15 protein-coding genes and 1 tRNA gene are annotated in these 20,061 nt (G+C 66.3%); 8 read left to right on the top strand and 8 right to left on the bottom strand.

Annotated features, from left to right (window positions below):
* The first annotated feature begins 2 nt into the window (after positions 1–2).
* The 3 genes from ACM14_RS12670 (at position 3) to ACM14_RS32055 (ending at position 7,185) form a co-directional block, all read left to right on the top strand.
* The gene (locus tag ACM14_RS12670) at positions 3–4,361 is read left to right on the top strand and encodes a translocation/assembly module TamB domain-containing protein (protein ID WP_065346317.1); all 4,359 of its coding nucleotides are present in this window, start codon (positions 3–5) and stop codon (positions 4,359–4,361) included.
* 78 nt (positions 4,362–4,439) lie between these two features.
* Positions 4,440–4,514, top strand: a tRNA-Arg gene (locus ACM14_RS12665).
* A gap of 598 nt (positions 4,515–5,112) precedes the next feature.
* A complete protein-coding gene (locus ACM14_RS32055) occupies positions 5,113–7,185 on the top strand; it encodes an IPTL-CTERM sorting domain-containing protein (protein ID WP_254662045.1) in 2,073 nt (690 codons plus the stop codon).
* A 235-nt stretch (positions 7,186–7,420) separates the two neighbouring features.
* On the opposite strand, the gene ACM14_RS31520 is transcribed toward ACM14_RS32055, so the two are convergent.
* Positions 7,421–7,690: a hypothetical protein gene (locus tag ACM14_RS31520; RefSeq protein ID WP_139093415.1), complete on the bottom strand. Its 270-nt coding sequence runs from the start codon at positions 7,688–7,690 to the stop codon at positions 7,421–7,423.
* A gap of 209 nt (positions 7,691–7,899) precedes the next feature.
* Between ACM14_RS31520 and ACM14_RS12655 the strand changes: the two genes are divergently transcribed.
* Complete coding sequence (locus ACM14_RS12655; RefSeq protein ID WP_254662044.1) at positions 7,900–8,214, top strand: hypothetical protein; 315 nt, start codon at positions 7,900–7,902, stop codon at positions 8,212–8,214.
* A 12-nt stretch (positions 8,215–8,226) separates the two neighbouring features.
* On the opposite strand, the gene ACM14_RS12650 is transcribed toward ACM14_RS12655, so the two are convergent.
* Positions 8,227–9,564: a methyl-accepting chemotaxis protein gene (locus ACM14_RS12650; RefSeq protein ID WP_065346316.1), complete on the bottom strand. Its 1,338-nt coding sequence runs from the start codon at positions 9,562–9,564 to the stop codon at positions 8,227–8,229.
* Positions 9,565–10,353: 789 nt separating this feature from the next.
* Between ACM14_RS12650 and ACM14_RS32415 the strand changes: the two genes are divergently transcribed.
* From ACM14_RS32415 to ACM14_RS12635, 3 genes are all read left to right on the top strand, one after another.
* On the top strand, positions 10,354–10,716 hold the full coding sequence (locus tag ACM14_RS32415) for a hypothetical protein (protein WP_026062393.1): 363 nt from the start codon (positions 10,354–10,356) through the stop codon (positions 10,714–10,716).
* A gap of 109 nt (positions 10,717–10,825) precedes the next feature.
* Complete coding sequence (gene yfcF, locus ACM14_RS12640) at positions 10,826–11,449, top strand: glutathione transferase (RefSeq protein WP_065346342.1); 624 nt, start codon at positions 10,826–10,828, stop codon at positions 11,447–11,449.
* 21 nt (positions 11,450–11,470) lie between these two features.
* Positions 11,471–11,695, top strand: a complete 225-nt coding sequence (locus ACM14_RS12635; protein WP_012203534.1) for a hypothetical protein — start codon at positions 11,471–11,473, stop codon at positions 11,693–11,695.
* Positions 11,696–11,727: 32 nt separating this feature from the next.
* On the opposite strand, the gene ACM14_RS12630 is transcribed toward ACM14_RS12635, so the two are convergent.
* A complete protein-coding gene (locus tag ACM14_RS12630; protein WP_065346315.1) occupies positions 11,728–12,261 on the bottom strand; it encodes a DUF2939 domain-containing protein in 534 nt (177 codons plus the stop codon).
* A 486-nt stretch (positions 12,262–12,747) separates the two neighbouring features.
* Between ACM14_RS12630 and ACM14_RS12625 the strand changes: the two genes are divergently transcribed.
* Positions 12,748–14,355: a methyl-accepting chemotaxis protein gene (locus ACM14_RS12625; RefSeq protein WP_065346314.1), complete on the top strand. Its 1,608-nt coding sequence runs from the start codon at positions 12,748–12,750 to the stop codon at positions 14,353–14,355.
* 95 nt (positions 14,356–14,450) lie between these two features.
* On the opposite strand, the gene ACM14_RS12620 is transcribed toward ACM14_RS12625, so the two are convergent.
* The 5 genes from ACM14_RS12620 to ACM14_RS12600 all read right to left on the bottom strand — a co-directional run bounded on the left by ACM14_RS12620 (position 14,451) and on the right by ACM14_RS12600 (position 19,943).
* Positions 14,451–15,482 carry a diguanylate cyclase gene (locus ACM14_RS12620; protein WP_065346313.1) on the bottom strand — a complete coding sequence of 344 codons (1,032 nt, stop codon included), beginning with the start codon at positions 15,480–15,482 and terminating at the stop codon, positions 14,451–14,453.
* A gap of 170 nt (positions 15,483–15,652) precedes the next feature.
* Positions 15,653–17,125, bottom strand: a complete 1,473-nt coding sequence (locus tag ACM14_RS12615; protein WP_065346312.1) for an ATP-binding protein — start codon at positions 17,123–17,125, stop codon at positions 15,653–15,655.
* Positions 17,122–17,796, bottom strand: a complete 675-nt coding sequence (locus ACM14_RS12610; protein WP_065346311.1) for a response regulator transcription factor — start codon at positions 17,794–17,796, stop codon at positions 17,122–17,124. The genes ACM14_RS12615 and ACM14_RS12610 overlap by 4 nt, the downstream gene beginning before the upstream one ends.
* Positions 17,797–17,978: 182 nt before the next feature.
* On the bottom strand, positions 17,979–18,383 hold the full coding sequence (locus ACM14_RS12605) for a hypothetical protein (RefSeq protein ID WP_012203525.1): 405 nt from the start codon (positions 18,381–18,383) through the stop codon (positions 17,979–17,981).
* Between the two features lie 36 nt (positions 18,384–18,419).
* Complete coding sequence (locus tag ACM14_RS12600) at positions 18,420–19,943, bottom strand: ATP-binding cassette domain-containing protein (RefSeq protein WP_065346310.1); 1,524 nt, start codon at positions 19,941–19,943, stop codon at positions 18,420–18,422.
* Between the last annotated feature and the right edge of the window lie 118 nt (positions 19,944–20,061).

The following is a 20,061-nucleotide window of genomic DNA, read 5'->3' as shown; positions in this document are numbered from 1 at the left end:
CCATGGTGGATTCCCGCTTGAATACCCCTGCCTCCTCCGCCGCGCCAGATCAAAGCCCCCAGGCGTCCCCTCCCCAGCCGGCGCCCCCGCCCGCGCCCCGCCGCCGCCGCTGGCTGCGCGCCCTGCTCTGGTTCTTCCTGGTCCTGGTCCTGCTGCTGGCCGCCCTGCTGGGTTCCGCATGGTGGTGGGCCGGCCGCGCAGATTCGCTGGCCTACACCCTGCAGCGCGTGGCCGGCTGGCTGCCCGCAGGCCAGAGCCTGCAGGCCAAGGAAGTCACCGGCACCGTGCGCCAGGGCGGGCGCATCGGCTGGCTGCAATGGCAAAGCCCCACCATGAAGGTGGAGCTGCGCGACGCCACCATTGGCTGGCAATTGCGCCCCCTGCTGTCGCGCACCGTGCGCCTGGGCGAAGTGCGCATCGCCGAGCTGAGCATTGCCAGCACGCCCGACCCCGAGGACAAGAAACCCGTCGAGCCACTGCAGCAGCTCGTGCTGCCCGTGAAGATCGACGTGCCCTTCCATGTGGAGCGCATCGTCTGGCAAGGCCCGCCCCAGGCCGAGGTGCTGGGCCTGCAAGGCCACTACGTCTACGACGGCAGCGAGCACCAGCTGGACGTGCGCGACCTGCAATGGGCCGATGGCAACTACCAGGCCAGGCTGCGCCTGCAGGCCCGTGCGCCCATGGCCATCCAGGCCGAGCTGCAGGGCGACCTGCAGGCGCCGGCCCTGGCTTCGGACGACGAGGCCTCCACGGCCAAGGCCCCCAAACCTGCACCGCTGGCCGTGCAGGCCAAGGCACAGATCGACGGCACCCTGGCCACCGCCGCTGCGCAACTGGGCATCAAGCTCCAGGTTGATGCCAAGCCCGGGACGGTGTCCGAGGAAACGCCTGCCCCTCCCGCCGTACAGAAATCCGCCAAGGCCGATGGCAAGAACGGCAAGGCCAGGGAGCGCAAGGAAGCCGCCCCCGTGTCCGAACCCATGCATGCGGACATCGAGGCCAGCATCCGGCCCTGGCAGCCCCAGCCGCTGCAGACCGCGCGCGCCCAGCTCAGCCAGATCGACATCGCCGCCTTCTGGCCCCAGGGACCGCGCACCCGCATCAGCGGCGAATTGCAGGCCGGGCCGGATGGCAAGGCAGCTGATACAGCCCAGGCACCAGCCACGACACCAGGCACGGCACCCGCCACGGAACAGGCATCGGACCAGGCACCAGGCTCGGCCATCGCCACCACCGCCTGGCAGCTGACGACACGCCTGAACAACGCCATGCCCGGCCCCTGGGACCGCCAGCGCCTGCCGCTGGACCAGATCGAGGCCGCGGTGCGCTATGACGGCCAGCAGTGGCTGCTGGAGCAGGCGCAGATCGCCATAGGCTCGGGCAGCATCGACGCCCAGGGCCGCTTCGAGCCCGCCACCAAGGTCTTCGAAGGCCAGGCCAAGGTCCAGCGCCTGGATCCCGCCGCGCTCTACAGCATCCTGGAAGCCGCACCGCTGCAGGGCGAGCTGCGCGCCAGCACCACGGCCGAGCAGCAGGTGGACTTCAGCGTGGACATCCAGGCCGCAGCCGCGCCCGCGGGCGGCAAGCGCCAGCCCCTGCGCATAGAGAAACTCGCCACCAAGGGCCGCTGGGCCCAGCCCGTGCTGTCGCTGGAGAACCTGCAGCTTGATGCACTGCAGGCCTCGGTGCGCAGCCGCAGCCTGCAGTTCGACACCGAACAGCAAAAACTGCAGACCGTGCTGAAGGCCGAGCTGCCCGGCGCCGAGCTCTCGCTGGACGGCCACATCAGCCCCGCCGCAGGCCAGGGCAGCAGCCAGCTCAAGCTGTCGTCACTCACCGCCCTCACGCAATGGCTGCGCAAGCTGCCCGGCATGAAGGACCCGCTGGCCGGCACCCTGATCGAAGGTCAGGCCCAGCTGGACGCCAGCTGGCGCGGCGGATGGGGCGCACTGCAAAAGCGCATGAAGGCCGCCGTGGGCGACCCGCTTCCCGCCAGCGGCCTGCAACTGCAGGCCGACCTGCAGGCCGCCAAGCTGCGCTACCTGCCCGCCAACACGCCGCCCGAGCAGGCGCTGGAGCTGCCCGAGCTGCGCCTGGCCCTCAAGGGCTCGCCCGAGCAGGCCAGCCTCACCCTCACCGGCCAGGCGAAGCGTGGCACGCAGACCGCGCAGATCGACACGGCCCTGCAGGCAGGCCTTGCCACGGCGCGCGGTGCCGCGCCCCTGGACTGGCAGGCCAGCATCGACAGGCTGCAGGCACGGCTGAATCCGGGCCAGGACCTGCCCGGCCCCTGGCAGTTGCAACTGGCGGGCAAGCAGCCCGTGCAGATTGCCCAGCGCACCACGGGCCGTACCGTCCTGTCCACCACGTTCACGGCATCGGCCGGCAGCCTGCAGGTCACGCCGCCCACGCTGGCCCAGCGCCGCGCCAATGCCGAGGCGCCGCAGCCCGTGCTGCTGGCCTGGGACGACACCCGCGCCACCCAGGGCGGCGACGGCCGCTGGGCCCTGCGCAGCACCGGCCGCGCCCAGGCCCTGCCGCTGGCCTGGGTCGATGCCCTTTCCATGGCCGAGGAGCCTCCGCTGGCCGCCATGGGCCTGAGCGGTGACCTGAGCTTCAATGCCCGCTGGGACCTGGACACCACCGGCCCCGCGCTCAAGGCCGAACTGCTGGTCGAGCGTGCCGCCGGCGACCTGCGCCTGGCCGTGGAAGACGGCTCGGGCACCACCGTCATCCACACCACCGGCCCGCGCTCCAGCAAGCCCGGCGAAGTGCGCACGCATACCGTGCGCGGCGCCGGCATGCGCGCCCACATCAAGCAGGCCCGCCTGAGCGTGCGCGCCCAGGGCGACGACGTGCAGGCCAAGCTTGAGTGGGACAGCGAACGCGCCGGCACCCTGACCGCCCAGCTGGGCACGCGCCTGGCCCAGCAGGACGGCACCTGGACCTGGCCCGAGAAGGCCCCGCTGTCCGGCCAGATCGACGCCCGCATGCCCGACATCGGCATCTGGGCGCTGTTCGCCCCGCCCGGCTGGCGCGTCACCGGATCGCTGCAGGCCAAGGCCGAGATCAGCGGCGACCGCCAGAACCCGCAGTGGCAGGGCAATCTCTCGGCCGACGGCCTGAGCATCCTGTCCGCGCTGGACGGCATCGACCTGCAAAACGGCGTGCTGCGCGCCCGCCTGCAAGGCAACCGGCTGGACCTGACCGAACTGCGCATGCAGGGCGGGCGCGGCAGCAATGCGCGCATCCTGGGCTACAGCGGCAACCTCACCACGGCACCGCGCGAAGGCGGCGAACTCACGGGCTCGGGCTTCGTGCGCTGGGACCCGCCCAATGCCGATGGAAGCAACTCCGGCCTGAGCATGGACCTGCGCGCCCAGGCCACCAGGCTGCAGGTGCTGGTGCGCGCGGACCGCCAGGTCAGCATCTCCGGCGGCCTGCAGGCCAAGCTGGAGCAAGGCCAGTTCACGCTGCGCGGCGACCTCACCACCGACCGCGCCACCATCATCCTGCCCGAGGAATCCGCCCCATCGCTGGACTCCGACGTGGTCGTGCACTCGGCCGCCTCGCGCAAGGCCGAGCAGGAAGCGGCGCGCAAACAGCAGCAGGCCGACCGCAAGGCCCAGGCCCGCGCGGAAACCATCAAGCTGCCCGACATCCTCGTCAAGCTCGACCTGGGCCGCGACTTCGCGCTGCAGGGCTACGGCATCACCACGCGCCTGGAAGGCGCGCTGGAAGTGCAGGGTCCCACCGTGGCGGGCGGCCCGCCGCGCATCACCGGCGAGATCCGCACCGTGCAGGGCCGCTACCGCGCCTGGGGCCAGTCGCTGGACGTGGAGACCGGCCTCATCCGCTTCAACGGCCCCTACGCCAACCCCTCGCTGGACATCCTGGCGCTGCGCCCGAACATCGCCGTGCGCGCAGGCGTGCAGGTGCAGGGCACGGCCAACGCCCCGCGCGTGCGCCTGTACTCCGACCCCGAAATGCCCGATGCCGAAAAGCTCTCCTGGGTGGTCATGGGCCGCGACCCCGCCACGGGCGGCGCCGAAAGCGCCCTGCTCCAGCAGGCCGCGCTGTCCCTGCTCAGCGGCGGGCGCAACAACAGCGGCAAGATCGCCAGCAACCTGGGCCTGGACGAAATCGGCTTCAAGGGACCGGGCGGCGAAGGCTCCACCGGCGCCGCCCTCACCCTGGGCAAGCGCCTGTCCAGCGACCTCTATGTCACCTACGAGCAAAGCCTCTCGGGGGCCATGGGCACGCTGTACATCTTCTACGACCTCTCGCGCCGCCTCACCCTGCGCGGCCAGACCGGGGAAACCAGCGCGCTGGACCTGATCTACACCGTGCGCAAGGACTGACGCCCCAGCGCACCGCATGCCGCCCTCCCGGCGGTGCGCGGGGCGGGTCCGGCGTGGGTTTACAATCGCCGTTTGCTCCTCTCCGTAGTTCAATGGATAGAACGGGCGCCTCCTAAGCGCCAGATACAGGTTCGATTCCTGTCGGAGGGACCATCAGATGGTTTTTGCATCAATCATTTGCGCGCACTGTAAATCGTCCGGTGACATACCGGGGACATGAATCGTGCAGAAACGACAAGAGCCCCTCGACACCGGATAGGGTGTTGAGGGGCTTTTTGCATTGCGCACCGTCATAGATCGCGATTCGCCCCGCTCCCGTTCGGGGCGATCGTCCAGAGCCAGTCCTATGTACGGAACCGATAGCGCAGGCTGACGAGCTGCTGCAGCCTCGGCGCACCCATCAAGCACGCGGGCTGAGTCGCTTGCGGTTTGGCATGAATTGGATGGAGCCTTTGCCCGACTGCCGCAGCATGAAGACTCAATGGCCGCAGGACCCTGCACCTGTAGCACAAACACAACAACTGGGGGGACTCTCTCCTACCCCAGCACCCCCTGAAGACGCGCCTGGCAACGCGATCTGCTCAGATTTGCTCAGATTCAAAATGTTTCTGCTTGTTCTAATTTGTAGCAAAAGTCTCACTATGAGACCAGGGGCCAAACCTCCGGTCTAAGCAGGTCTTCTTTCCAGCCTCCCCAATCCTCAAGGCGTGCATTGCAAGCTCTCAGGGGTTTTCCTCAAAGGTGTCCACACATGATTCAGCGTCGTTCTTTGCAGCACGTCCTCGCCGCCGCTTCGCTCTCACTCATTGCCTGTGCCGTAAGCGCCGCCGATTACGCCTATATTCCCAATTCAAACAGCAGAACAATTTCGGTCATCAATACCGCGACTGGAGAACTCGCCACCACATTAAGTCCAGCAAGCATGGACGCAACGTTAAATGATAACATCTACACTCTTGCATTGCGACCAGGCGCCAACAATGAGTCATGGTTCGGGCAATACAGATCCAACAACAAACTGGGAGTTATTGACACAACAAACAACTCCCTAAAAGCAGTTATCGACAACACTGGAGCATCTGTCTCCATCACCTTTTCTGCAGATGGTGCCATCGCCTACGTCAGTGATTACGTCAATAGTAAGCTGCATATTATAGACGCCAACTCCAAACAAATAACTGCCAGCTTAAATACGGGATGCTGGGCAATCTCCTCTGCACTAAGCCAAGACGGTGCCTCACTTTATGTGCGGTGTGGAGACACTGGTGAGATCAAAAAACTGGATACTGCCACCAACACGTTATCCACACTGGAAAACGTCTCAAATTCGGGATTTGGCTTGGCTTATGACCCGACAGGAGCCGGAAAACTATATACGTCGAGCAATGCTGGCAACACGGTTGGCCTCATCGATTTGGCAGACAACACGGTTACTCAGATCACAATAAGCGGCATTGATGGCACCGCCAGGGCAGTAGCAGTTCGAAAGAATGGCAGCAAACTATATGTTGGCGGAAACAACAATGTACTGCACGTCGTTGACACTGCCAACACCTCAACACAGAAAACGCTCACACTGAGCGGTGCGGTCTCAGGTATCACGGGCCTTGGTATCTCGGCAAACGATGCGGCGCTGTATGCTGTAACAGCGAATGGCACAGTCCATGTCATTGATGTCGCCACCGATACGGAAACCAAGACGATATCTGCCGCAGCCGGCGCCTCTTCTTTCTGGATCTGGGGTGACTTCCTCGGCAACGTCGTCGCCAGTGCCACGCCGGGCGGACCCTCGGTGGCATCGATTGCCCCGCAGGGCACACCATCGGCCAGCGCCACAAGCATCGATTTCACAGTGACCTTCAGCGAAGAGGTCAACGGAGTTGACGCCACCGATTTCGCGCTGACCGCTACAGGCACCGCCAGCGGCACGCTGGGCACGCCATACAGCGCTGACGGCGGCATCACATGGACTGTGCCCGTCACCGCCATCAGCGGCACGGGCAGCGTGCGCCTGGACCTCAACAGCAGCGGCACCGGCATCGAGAGCACCGCAGCAGCCAAGCCCATTGCAGGGGGCTTCGCGACAGGAACCGTGCACAACGTTGATGTACAGGTGCCAGTCGCTGGCGCTTGTGGCACGGCGGCGGGCCAAGCCACGGCACTTGCCCCTGCAGCGGGCCTGTGCAGCGCGGGCACGGCTACGGCGATCTCCAGCGCCAGTGGCAAATACACCTGGCAGTGCCAGGGCTTGAACGGCGGCAACGCCAACAGCTGCGAAGCCCCCTGGTCCACCGCTGGAGGCAGCAAGGCAATGGTCGCACTGCAGCCAGCCAACGGCTGGCAGGTGAGCAACGCCAGCTTCAGCACCACGCCACCCGCGACCGCTCCGCAAGGCGTGACTTTCCCCTCCGGACTGCTCTCGCTGAATCTCAGCAGCGGCAACCTGGGCAGCGATGCAACCGTCACCCTGAACTTCAGCACACCGGTGCCTGCAGGCGCGGTATACATGAAGTACGGCCCCAGCCCTGATGGTTTCAACTGCCAAGGCACAGCATGTGCTCAACCACACTGGTACCAACTGCCTGCCAACCGTGCTGTGCTGGCATCGGACCGGCTGAGCGCCACGTTGACGCTGACCGACGGCGGGCTCGGCGACAACGACGGCATAGCCAACCAATCCATCCAGGATCCGGGTGGCTTTGCACTGCTGGCAGCACCCGCCAGCACTGCGGCGATTCCCACCCTGTCTGAATGGGGCATCATCGCGCTGTCGTCCCTTCTGGCCATGTTCGGCATCGCAAGAATGCGCCGCCGCCAGGGCTGAAAACACAAGCCACCTGTGAACTGCACCCCAAAAGTTGGACACCAGTCCAACCTTTGGGGTGTTTTTCATGGCGAAGTACGACGAGCGTTTGAAGCTAGAAGTTATTCAGAAGCATTTATTGGGGTCGGCCGGTCAGAGGGCGCCGGCGGGCCAGACGCAGGCAACGCTGATTGTCCTTGAGTGGCTTGCAGGTAGTTCGGCCTGAGCGGGCCAGGCAATGGTTCTCGAAAAGCCATCAATCAGCCTTCGGCGGCTTCCAGAAAGAACCACCCAGCACATAGCTGATTCCCATGAAGGTCACCGCCGTTGCCAATGACCAGATGGCACCCACGCCGTATCCCCAAAAAACCCAGGGCTCTTCGTGGTTCACCAGAACCTCGACAGCACCAAGGGCCATCCCAGTCAAGGCACCGCCGACTCCAACGACCACACCAAACCACCAAATAGCGATTGCCAGTCTTGCCACCACAGCCTGCCCCCAATGAAGTTGGGCGAGATGGTACACAAATGCATGTGGACTGAAGGTTGCGAGCGTTGTGAGAGGGAGCCACGCGCACACGCTTTCGAAAATATTCTTGAAATATAAAACCGGCCGCCTGCATCAATTCGGCGCGGCTGGTGCCCGGCGATGCGGAGTCCGGCCCACGCACTCGCCTGCTGGCAGAAGCGGCCCAGGCGCTGGTGCAGATATCAGAGAGCCCGGTGGACGGGATCGTGTTTCCACGCACCACGCTGTACGAATTGCAAGCGAGGCTGGACACCGGCGCAACACCATCGCAGTGGCGCGAACTGGCCCGCGAGGCCAACTACGAGGTCCAGCAGTTGGCGCAGGTGCTGATGCAAATGGGCGACCACCAGAACACGGAGAGCCAAATCGTGGCGCACGGCATGGCGGCACGCATCTCGCAGTTGTCGGAGATCGTTTACGTGGCAGCCGCCCTGCATGGCGAGCACCGTGATGGCTGGGGCTCGCCGGTCCTGCGCGACGTGCGCCATATCTTTGAAGGCGGCATGGGCCACCTGGGATGAACGGGGCGCGGCTCAGCTCTGGACGACGACGTTCTCCAGCCTCAGCACCGCTTCGCGCACCTCGCCCAGGCGCGTGTCCTGCGCCTGCGAGGCCTGGATGATGGTGTCCATGATGTCGCTGGCGTTCACGGCCGCTGCGCGCATCTGCTTCATCATGTCGCCCGATTCATTCACACGCTCGAAGCCCAGTTGCACACTGGCCGCAGACGCACCGATGACGGATTTGACCTCCCTGGCGGCCTCGGCGCAGCGCTGGGCCAGGCTGCGCACTTCGCCGGCCACGACACCGAACCCGCGCCCCTGCTCGCCCGCACGCGCGGCTTCGACGGCGGCGTTGAGCGCCAGCAGATTGGTCTGGAAGGCAATGCCATCGATCAGGCCCACCATCTCGCCAATGCGCCGGGAGTTGCTGGAGATGCTGGACATGGCGTCGACCGCGCTGTCCAGGGCCACGTCGCCGCGCTGGGCAATGCGCGTCACGTCCCGCGCCTGTGCATGCGCGTCATGCGCCTGGGCAGCGCTGTCGCGCACCAATTGCTGCAGTTGCTCGAAAGCCGATTGCACCAGGCGCGTGGCCTCGTAGCGCTGCGTGATGTCGGTGGCGTACTTCACCACCTTGAAGGGCTGGCCGGACTGGTTGAGCACGGGGCTGTAGTTGGCCTCGATCCAGACATCGTTGCCCAGGCGCCCTATGCGCCGGAACTGGCCCCGGTAGTGCTTGCCCTGCGACAGGTGCGCCCAGAAGGCCGCGTACTCGGCCGAACTGCGCTCCTGCGGGGCCACGAACATGCTGTGGTGCCGGCCGACCAGCTCGTCTTCGGACGCATAGCCCATGGCCTCCAGAAAATTGCGGTTGCAGCGCAGGATGCTGCCGTCCAGGCCGAACTCGATCACGGCCTGGGCCCTGCCTACCGCCGCCAGCTGGCTGCTGGCTTCGGCGTCGCGCAGCACTTCGGCCGAGATATCCATGGCGTACTTGACGACCCGCAGCACCTGCCCACGGCTGTCGAGCACAGGGCTGTAGTTGGCCTGCAGCCAGACCTCCCGCCCCTGGCGGTCGATTCGCCGGCACCGGCCCACAAAGGCCTGCCCACGCGCAAGCCGTGCCCAGAAGTCCCGATAGTCCCGAGCCTGCGCATCCGCCGGGTCCAGGAAGATGCGGTGGTGCTGCCCGCGCAGCTCGTCCAGCTCATAGCCCATGAGGTCCAGAAACTGCGCGTTGGCGAAGAGGATGTGGCCCTGGGGATCGAGCTCTATGACGGCCTGGGTGCTGTACAAGGCCTTCAGTTGGGAGCTTGGGGAATCGGAACGCAGGCCGAGCCTGGACAGGATGGAGCGGATGCCGCGCATGGGAGCCCTTGTTATTCAGCGCTGAATGGGTGATTGGCGCCCGACAATGGGCTGGTCTGGCAACGATTGTATCTGTTTGCTATTTTCCGCGTCCTTCGCATTGACGTGCACTTCCTGTCAGAAGACGCCTACAGAAATAAAAAAACTCCTCTTCAATTCACAATTGTTTGCATTTTCTCAAGGCATCCAATTCCCTTTTCTGACCCAAGTCTTTCAAGCAGTAAGAAACACATGTAACTAATTGATATAGAGTTCGCATCATTCCGTCGCCTGGCGGCGTCCTCTGTCTTGTGTGCTTGAAAAATGTCTTGTGGCGTTCGGGTGATCGATTTGACTTCCAGCCTGGGCGGCCGCGCCCTGGCCAAGCTGGGCGTGGCCTACGCCCCCGGCAAACCGCGGGTTGCCGTGAGGCTGGCGGACTCGGAAAGCGCCCCTGTCATCGACTGGGGCGGACCGCCGGGGCGGGATGAGCCGCTGTGCGAGCCCTCGGCGCCGAGCGCCCTGGTGCTGCTGATCGGCCCCGGCGCCGTGCATCAGGCCAGGGAGTTGTTTCAAAGAGCATTGAATGAGGCCGTGCGTTGCGTACGCATTTTTCTGATGCCAAGCGCCATCATGGAAGAAATAGCGCTCAAGCAAATGCTGATGCCGCACCATGAATCCATTCAGCTTTACCGATTACCGGACAGCAGTTCAGAAACACTTTGGTTTGTTTTGATCGAAGAGCTGCAGAAGCTCTCAGCCCGATTTTCATCCGGTGGCAACACCGATTTCAGAAAAAGAGAAGTTTCAATGTCAAGCAATCTATCCCAATCCATGCAATCCATTATTTCCATCGAAGGCGCCATGGCGGCGGCCCTGGTGGACCATCAAAGCGGGATGTGCCTGGCCCAGGCGGGCAGCGGCGTGGATCTGGAGCTTGCTGCGGCAGGCAATACCCAGGTGGTGCGGGCCAAGCTCAAGACCATGGAGTCGCTGGGACTGCGCAAGGGCATCGAAGATATTCTGATCACCCTGGGCGACCAATACCATTTGATCCGCCTCATCCCCAACAGCCCCGGGCTGTTTCTCTACCTGGTGCTGGACAAGGCCCGTGGCAACCTCGCCCTGGCCCGCTACAAGCTGACGGATATCGAGCGGTCGCTGAAGGTGTGATCCTGGGACTGCGGGGCTTGGGCCGAGGCATGGCCGGCCCGGTCATCCGGTTGCCCACTCGGCTACCATCGGTGCCCCAATCCCCATGCAGTTTCCCCGAAAGGCCCTCATGCTGCTGTACGCCGATTCGCAATTCGCCTCTCCCTATGCCATGTCCGTGTTCGTTGCGCTGAAGGTCAAGGGGATTGACTTCGAGTTGCGCACGCTGGACCTTTCGGCGGGACAGAACACCGGGGCGGACTATGTGGCGGCGTCACTGACGGCACGGGTGCCCACGCTGGTGGATGGCGATTTCAGTCTGTCGGAGTCTTCAGCGATTTGCGAGTACCTGCAGGACCTCTTTGGCGGCGCCCCGCTCTACCCCCAGGATGCGCAGGCGCGTGCCCGCGTGCGTCAGGTCCAGGCCTGGCTGCGCAGCGATCTGATGGCACTGCGCTCGGAGCGCAGCACCGAAGTGGTGTTCTACCGCCCCACGCCCACGCCGCTGTCGGATGCGGGCCAGGCTGCGGCGCGCAAGCTGTTTTCGATGGCAGGAGCCTTCATCCGCTCGGAAGATGACCACATCGCCGGCCCATGGTCGATTGCCGATGTGGATCTGGCGCTGATGCTCAATCGCCTGGTGCTCAACGGCGATGCCGTGCCTGCGCCGCTGGCCGCCTATGCGCGCCGGCAGTGGCAGCACCCCGCCGTCCAGCAGTGGCTGGCACTGCCCCGCCCGCCCCTGGCAGGCTGATCCGAACGGATACGGCAGGCCATGGACAGCCTTCTCTACATGGGCGTGCGGATCACGCCCGCGTCACTTCCCAGCGATGCCTCGCCAGGCGCCTGGCTGCCGCGCGCCACCTTGCTGGAGGTGGCCAGCGGCAAGGCCCTGGAGGCCGTCACCGATGACCAGCCCTGCGACACGCAGCCAGAGGCCGATGCCCGCGCGCTGCGGCTGGGCAAGCGCCATGTGATGAAGGTGCTGCACCAAGGCTGAGAAGCCAGGGTGCTGGCGCCTGCCCGCGCCCCTCAATCCATCTTCACGGCCACCAGCTTCCACCCCATCAGGCCTTCTCGCCTGAAGATGAAGCCGCCCGGCTCGCCGCGCGGGTGCACGAAGACCTTGGACCAGCCCTGGTACTCCACGGAGTAGTCCTTGCGCGGCGGCCCGCCCTGGGTGTCCACGCCCACGCCTGCGGCGGCCACGTCCGTGGGTTTGCCGGGCTTGCCTTTTTCCAGCATGAGCATGACGCCGTCGGGCGAGACCAGCGCCTCGGTGAACTGGCTGACCAGGCCCTGGGCCAGTTGCTGGCCAAAGCCGGCCAGGGGGTTGGAGGCGCTGTCGCCCGAGCCGCCCATCTGGGACTGCAGCCTGGCCATCATCTGGCCCTTGATGCTTTCGCGCAGCGCGGGGAAGTCCACGTAGCCGGACAGGGCCTGGGCGTCGCGGCGCTCCACGGCCTTGCCGATCTGGTGCAGGGCGATGTAGGGCGATGCGTAGAGCAGTCCGGCCGCAGCCACGCAGAGGGCGGCCAGCGCGCGGGCAAGGGTTTTGGGTTTCATGGATCTCTTTCGTGAAGGCAGGCCAGGGGCCTCGCGCAAGCGCGGATGAACGCGCATAAACCGCGCATGCACAGCGCATAGAGGCGGATTCTAGGCGGGCCGTTCGGCGCCGCAGCCATTGCCAGGGCCGTTGCCGCCTGTATTTTTCATAGCGAAACAATAGCGAAGCAATACGCAGAGAGCCCCTATCAGGCCAAGGCCAATACCTGAAAAACTGGTATTGCCTGGAGCATTCGATTCATACTATAGTTTGTAACAAATAGTTTACAAACCAATACAACATGGATCGCCATTGGCCACGCAGGCCACGGCAAGCCAGCATCGCCGTTTCCGGATGCCTGTGAGCATTTGTGCAGACCGGGCATTTCCCGTTAGTGAAATCTCATTTTCATTACCGAGTCCGTTGTGAGAGATGCTAGTCATCACGGGGCGGCCTGACAACGCAAGTACCCACCAACCATCCGCAATGCATGCAAAGGACGCAGTATGAATAATTTCAAGTTATCGACTCGCCTGACCGCCTTGATTGGTTTTCTCTCACTGCTCATGATCGTGATCGGCGCTTTCGGGCTATATGGAATCAGCGAGTCCAACCGCCGATTCAAGGTGGTCTATGAGGAGCGCCTGGTCGCACTGGGCGATCTGCTGGAAGTGCAGCGCCTGCTGCTGCGCAACCGCCATGCGGTCTCGGGCGCCATTGCCGTGCACCTGCCCGAGTACACGCAGCAAAAGCAGCAAGAGATACAGACCAACATCAACGACGTGAACAAGTTCTGGACCTCGTTCCGCCAGACCCGGCTGACCGAGGAAGAGGCGCAGCTGGCCGACCGCTTCGAGGCCGTGCGCGCGCTGTTCCTGCAGGGCTTTCTGAAGCCGGCCCAGCAGGCGCTGCAGTCCGGGGACCTGGCGCTGGCCCGGCAGCTGCTGATCGACAAGGACGAGGCGCTGTACGCGCCGCTGCGTGATGTGATCGTGCAGCTGACCGCCCTGCAGACCCGCGTCGCCAAGGAGGAATACGACGCCGCGCAGTCGCTCTACCAGGTGATTTTTGCGGTGGCCGTGGGCTCCATCATCGCGGGTGTGCTGCTGGGGGTGTTGCTGGGCTGGTCCATCATCCGCAACATGGCGCGGTCGCTGCGCCTGGCCATCCATACGGCCGATGCCGTGGCGGCGGGCGACCTGACACGGCACATCGATGTGCGCGGCAAGGACGAGGTGTCCATGCTGCTGCGCGCGCTGCAGACCATGCAGGAGGGGCTGCGCGGCGTGGTGCGCCAGGTGCACCAGGGATCGGTCAGCGTGGCAGCTGCCAGCGGGCAGATCGCGCAGGCCAACCAGGACCTGTCCTCGCGCACCGAAAGCCAGGCCAGCGCGCTGCAGCAGACGGCCGCCTCCATGGAGCAGCTCAGCTCCACCGTGCGCCAGAACGCCGACAACGCGCAGATGGCCAACCAGCTGGCGCTGGGTGCCTCCACCGTGGCCGAGCAGGGCGGCGAGGTCGTGCGGCAGGTGGTGGACACCATGCGCGGCATCAGTGATTCCAGCCGGCAGATCGCCGACATCATCAATGTGATCGACGGCATTGCCTTCCAGACCAATATCCTCGCGCTGAACGCGGCCGTGGAAGCCGCGCGTGCGGGCGAGCAGGGCCGGGGCTTTGCCGTGGTGGCCACCGAGGTGCGCGGCCTGGCCAGCCGCAGTGCCGAGGCCGCCAAGCAGATCAAGCAACTGATCACCGACAGCGCCAGCCGCGTGCACAACGGCAGCGCGCTGGCCGACCAGGCCGGCACGACCATGGCCGAGGTGGTGGACGCCATACGCCGCGTGACGGATCTGATGGGCGAGATCAGCGCCGCCAGTTCCGAGCAAAGCTCGGGCGTGGCGCAGATCGGCCAGGCGGTCACGCAGATGGACCAGGCCACCCAGCAGAACTCGGCGCTGGTGGAGGAGATGGCCGCCGCCGCCTCCAGCCTGCGTGGCCAGGCCGGCGACCTGGTGCGCACGGTGGGCGCCTTCAAGCTGGAGGCGGCAAGCGGCCATCAGCATGCCGCCGTGGAGCTGCAGCGCAGGCAGCCCATGCTGGCAGCAGGCTGAGGCGGAAAGAAAAAAGAGCGCGCGCGAGAAGCAGCGAGACAGGCCGGAGCAAGGCAGCAACAGGTCTTGGCCGCCGGGCCAGGCCTGCGGCTGGCTCAATGCAGCGCGGTGCCCCTGGCTTCGCGGCTGCGCGCCATCTTGACGCGGTACATGGCCGCATCGGCCTTTTGCAGCGCGTCGTCGGCGTCAATGGAGTCCGGCCGCAGGCAGACCACGCCCACGCTGGCGCCGCCGTAGTCCAGCGTCTTGCCATCGGACAGATCGACCTGGAAGGCCGAGGCATCCGACAGGCGCTGCTGCAGTTCACGCGCCACGGCATCGGCCTCACTGCCGAACAAGGGACCCACGCCGATGAAGACGAACTCGTCCCCGCCAAAGCGCGCCAGCATGTCGGCGCTGCGCAGGTGGGCGGACAGGCGTTCGCCCATGGCACGCAGCAGCGCGTCGCCGGCCTCGTGGCCGTGCTCGTCGTTGACGTTCTTGAAGCGGTCCAGGTCGATGAAGCCCACCACCACACATTCCTGACTGCGTGCGCAGCGCGCAATGAGCCGGCCCAGCTCATCGGTGAGGCAGCGCCGGTTGGGCAGGCCGGTCAGCGGGTCCAGCAAGGCCAGTGCCGCCAGCTCCCGGTTGGTCCGGTTCAGGCTGGCGATGAGCTGCTCGCGCTCCACGCGCTCGGCAATCAGGTTGGCGAACAGGCGCAGCATGCCTTCGGCCTCGCTGCTCAGGGCCTGCGAGGACTTGCTGGCCGCGCACAGCGTGCCGTAGAGCTGGCCATCCGAAAAACGCACGGGCGCGCTGGCGTAGGTGCGTATGCCCAGTTCACGCGCGGCCTCGGAGTCTCCCCAGCAGGCGCCCACATCGGGCGTGTACATGCGGCCTTCGTCCAGGGCGCGCTTGCACAGCGTGTCGCCCCAGGGAACGACCAGGCCCTCGGGAATCTGCATCTCGCTGGCGTTGCGCGCGTACAGCACGCGCTGCTGGCCCTGTTCTTCGTTGATGGTGGTGAGATAGGTGGACTCCAGCTGCGTGCTCTCTTCGAGCATTTGCAGCAGGGGCCGCGTCAACTCTTCCAACGAATGCGCCTGGGTCACGGACTGGGACAGGCGCTGGACAAGGGACTCCATGAAATACCTCTCGAAATAACTACGGATGCAGACTGCCCGCGCGCCTGATGAGGGAATGGCAAGGCAGGCGGGCCGGCACCAATTTGGGGATTGTGACCCGGCCGGACGCAGGCGGGAAGCATTCCCGCCGCGCGCTACACGCCGATAGGCCTGCGCGCCACGCGCCGCTGTCAGCGGCCCGACACAGGCGGCCATATCACCTGCACGCGCAGGCCGCCCAGCGTGGGCGAGCGGTCGAGCAGCAGGCGTGCGCCATGCCGCTCGGCAATGGTCTGCACGATGGCCAGGCCCAGGCCGCTGCCCTGCGCCTGCTGGCCCGCAGAAGCCGCTGAAGCCGCAGAGGGCCCACGCACAAAGCGCCGCAGCACCAGTTCGCGCTCGCTTTCGGCAATGCCGGGGCCCGAGTCCTCGACCACCAGCGCGCGGCCCTGGGCATCGCTGCGCCAGCCGACATCGACGCGGCCGCCTTGCGGAACGTACTTGACGGCGTTGTCCAGCAGGTTGCGCACCAGCATCTGCAAGGACTGTGCGTCGCCCGCCACGGCAAAGGACTGCCGCAGTTGCGGGGGCTCGCTCAGGCCCATGTCCAGGCCGTGCTGCTGGGCGGCCACGGCCTGGTCTGCCAGGGCCTGCTCCACCACCTCGCGCAGGTCCACTTCGGCAGGTGCGGCCGCGGAAGCGCCGTGCTGCCCCTGCACGCCTTGCACGCCTGGTGCCGTGCCTTGTACCGTGCCTTGGGCTTCCTGCCGCGCCAATGTCAACAATTGTTCGACGAGCCGTGTGGCCCGGTCTATGCCGGCCGAAAGACGCTGCACGGCCTCGTCATGCGCGGCCACATCGGGCGCGCGCTGCAAGGCCACCAGTTGCAGCTTGAGCGCGGCCAGCGGAGAGCGCAGCTCGTGCGCGGCGTCGGCCACGAAGTGCTGCTGCGCCTCAAAGGCCTGGCCCACGCGCTGCAGCAGCGCATTGAGCTCGGCCACCAGGGGCCGCACCTCGTCGGGCAGGCCCTCGGCAGGCACGGGCGCCAGGTCCTGCGGGCGGCGCGTGGCCAGTTCGCGGCGCACGCGCTGCACGGGCGCCAGCGAACTGCGCACCACCCACCACACGGCCAGCGCCAGCACGGGCGCCAGCAGGGCAATGGGCAGCAGGCTTTGCCAGGCGGCGTCGCGCGCCAGCGTGCGGCGCACGCGCATGTCCTGCGCCACCTGGATCACCTGCGAGCGCGTCTGCAGCGAGAACACGCGGTAGACGGTGCCGCGCGCAGGTACGTCGGCAAAGCCCAGCACGGCCATCTGCGGCAGCGCGGCGCCCAGGGCGGATTCAAAAATGCGCAGGCCTTCGTTGGTCCAGACCTGGACGATGAATTCGTGGTTCTCATCCTCGGGCGGCGTGCCCTGGGGCCTGCCGCGCGCATCCACCGGCAGGCCGGCACGCAGCGCAAAGGCGGTCTGCTGCATCTGGTAGTCGAACAGGGTGTCGGTCTGCAGCAGCGCATTGCGGTAGGCCAGCAGGCCCTGCAGCAGCGCCGTGAGCACGATGGCCGCGCCCAGGAACAGGAGCAGCCGCGTGCCCAGTGCACCGGGCAGGCGGCTGCGCGCCCGGGCGACAAGGGAGGAAACAAGGGAGGAAGCCGGCGCCGTCATGGCTTGGGCACCATGTAGCCCACGCCGCGCACATTGAGGATCAGCCCCGCGCCCAGCTTCTTGCGCAGGCCGTGGATGTAGACCTCGATGGCGTTGCTGCTGACCTCGTCGCCCCAGCCGTAGAGCTTGTCCTCGATCTGCTGGCGCGACAGCGTGCTGCCCGGGCGCGCCAGCAGCGTCTCCAGCACCGCCCATTCGCGGCCCGAGAGCACCACGTCGCGGCCATCGACGCTGGCCTCGCGCGTGGCGGGGTTCAGCCGCACGCCTTCGCGCTCGTACAGCGGGTCGGACCCGCCAGAGGCACGCCGCGCCAGCGCGCGCAGGCGCGCGAGCAGCTCGTCCAGGTCATAGGGTTTGACCACGTAGTCATCGGCCCCCGCATCCAGCCCGGCAATGCGGTCGCGCACGGCATCGCGCGCCGTGGCCACCAGCACCGGCGTGCGGTCGCGGCGCCCGCGCAGGCGGCGCAGCACCTGCAGGCCATCCTGCCCCGGCAGGCCCAGGTCCAGCAGCACCATGTCATAGCCATGGCCGCCACCCGGGCCGGGGCACAGGGCCGCATCGGCCTGCAGGCCGTCAAGGACCCAGTCCACCGCATGGCCCTCGCCGCGCAGCAGGGTCTGCACGGCCTCGCCGATCATGGCGTCATCTTCGACAAGCAGTAAGCGCATGGTTGAAGAATAGCTCCCTGGAAGGCTGGCTCAGTTCTGAGGCACATGCCGCCCGAAACTGGCGCGCCCAAACATCAGGGACAGCGAGCAAGGGCCGCCCCGCCGCGAGGCTGTCGTCCCCCTCCTTCGCGAAGCGATTAGAGAGGGGGAAGGCGCGCAGCGACTCAGGGGGTGAGCGGCGGCTACACCGCCGCTTCAATCTTCGGCATGGCCATGCGGGCCTTGGTCAGCGCCATGCCCAGGTTGGCCGTGCGGCGGCAGACGAAGACGGCCACGTAGTCGGGCATGAGCTTGCCGCGCAGGAAGACGTGGATGAGGTTGTCGCTGTTGACGATGAGCTCCTGGAAGTAGTGGTGGCCGTCGTCCTTGAGGCCGCGCGACTTCTTGAACAGGCTCTCGATCATCGAGACATTGGGGCCGTTGAACAGGTCGGCCGTGGCGGCGGCCACCAGGTCGATGACTTCGCGCGGATGCGAGTCCACCGTGCGGATGGCCAGCAGCATGCCGGAGGCGGCATCCACGTAGCCGATGGCCAGGCACTCGGGCACGGACCCGGCCACCTCGCTCAAAACGTTATCCAGGCTCATTGCAGCTTTCCTTTTTTTGTGAATGGATGTGATCGGTCAGCCCATCTTCAGCAGCAGTGCCACTTCGTACGCGTAGAGCAGGTCCTCCTGGGCCTGGGACTGCACGTACTGGGCGTCGATGAGGCGCACGCGGCGCAGCGCCTCGTCGGCGGTGAGGCCCTCGCGCACCAGCCATGCGGCCAGCACCGTGCCCGTGCGGCCCAGGCCGGCCAGGCAGTGCACGGCCAGCACCTCGCCCGCGCGCAGCATGGCCGACATGCGCGCCAGCAGCATCTGGATCTGGGCCACCGTGGGTGATTCGTGGTCGCGCACCGGCAGGTGCAGGTTGCGCAGGCCGTGCTGCTGCAGCGGCTCTTGCGGCAGGTCGTTTTCGGTCAGCGTGATCAGCACGGTGACGCCGCAGCCGCGCAGGGCCTTCAGGTCAAAGTCCATGGACTGCACCACGCCGGGCTGCGGCGCACCGGCCAGCCGGCCCGGCACCAGCCAGGCAAAACCGTTGGGGCCGCGGCTGGCGGGCACGGCCTGCGGGTCGGCGGCCAACGGCTGCCAGTCCACCAGCACGGCGGGATTGACGGCGCGCGGCCGGGCAGCGGCAGCGGCAGCGGGTGTCGGTGCGGGTGCGGGTGCGGGTACCGGCGCAGGCATGGATGCAGGCACGGGTGCAGGCGCAGGCTCAGGTGCAGGCATGGGCTCGGATGCAGGCTCGGCGGCCACTGCATCCGACAGAAACTCGGAGATCGCGGCCACGGCCGCTGCAGGCAGCGGAGGAGGCAGGGGCACGCCCTCCTCCAGGTCTTCGGCCCGCGCATCGGGAGAGGCCACGGCACAGCTGCCGGTGCGCAAGAACTGCTGGCCCGCCAGCGACAGCGGTGCACGCAGAAAGGCTTCCATGGATTGCGCCTCGGCGATGCGGCCGCCGGCCAGCAGCAGCATGTCCTGCGCCACGGCCTGTGCGTGCTGCTGCTGGTGCGTGCTCATCAGCACGGCGGTGCGCTGACCCACCTGGCGCAGCAGTTCCAGCAGCACGAAGGCCTCGTAGCCCTCCAGCTCGGCCGTGGGCTCGTCCACCATCAGCAGCGCCGGCTCGGCCAGCGCCTCGCGCAGGATGGCCACGGCCCGCTGCTGCACCGGGGACAGCTGCAGCGCCGGCTGGTCGAACATCAGCGCAAGCTCGGGGAAGCCGAAGGCCTGCACCTGGGCGCGGCACCAGTCGCGCAGCTCATGCGGCACCAGCTTGAGACGGGGGCGCGCCAGCTCCACGATGGCATCGAAGGTGCTGGCCATCATCAGCCTGGCCTGCTGCTGCACCAGGCGCGGCGCCTGCATGCCGCTGCGCCATGGCTGGCCAGCGTAGCGCGTGCTGCCCCAGCGGCGAAAACGCGGGTTGGCGGCATTGAGATCGGCCAGCGTGCGCAGCAGGGTGGATTTGCCCGATCCCGAAGGCCCCAGCAGAACGGTGACGCCCCGGGCGGGCAGTGCGAAGTCCACCTCAGCCAGGATGACGCGCGCACCGAACGATGCGCCCAAACCCGCCACCTGCAAGCTGTAGTCCTGATTCAAAGCCGTGCCCCTCCTGTGATGCGTTGCGCCCCCAGGGGCCGTATTCCGTGAATCAAGACGGTCAGCGCACGCCTCGATGGGCCGGCAGTCTAAGCGGTTTCCCTTACATCAATCCGTC

The organism is Delftia sp. JD2, from assembly GCF_001682645.1.
GTDB classification, from domain to species: domain Bacteria; phylum Pseudomonadota; class Gammaproteobacteria; order Burkholderiales; family Burkholderiaceae_C; genus Comamonas; species Comamonas acidovorans.
Note: the sequence above shows the minus strand (reverse complement) of the source record. Positions and strands in the feature narration are given on the sequence as shown.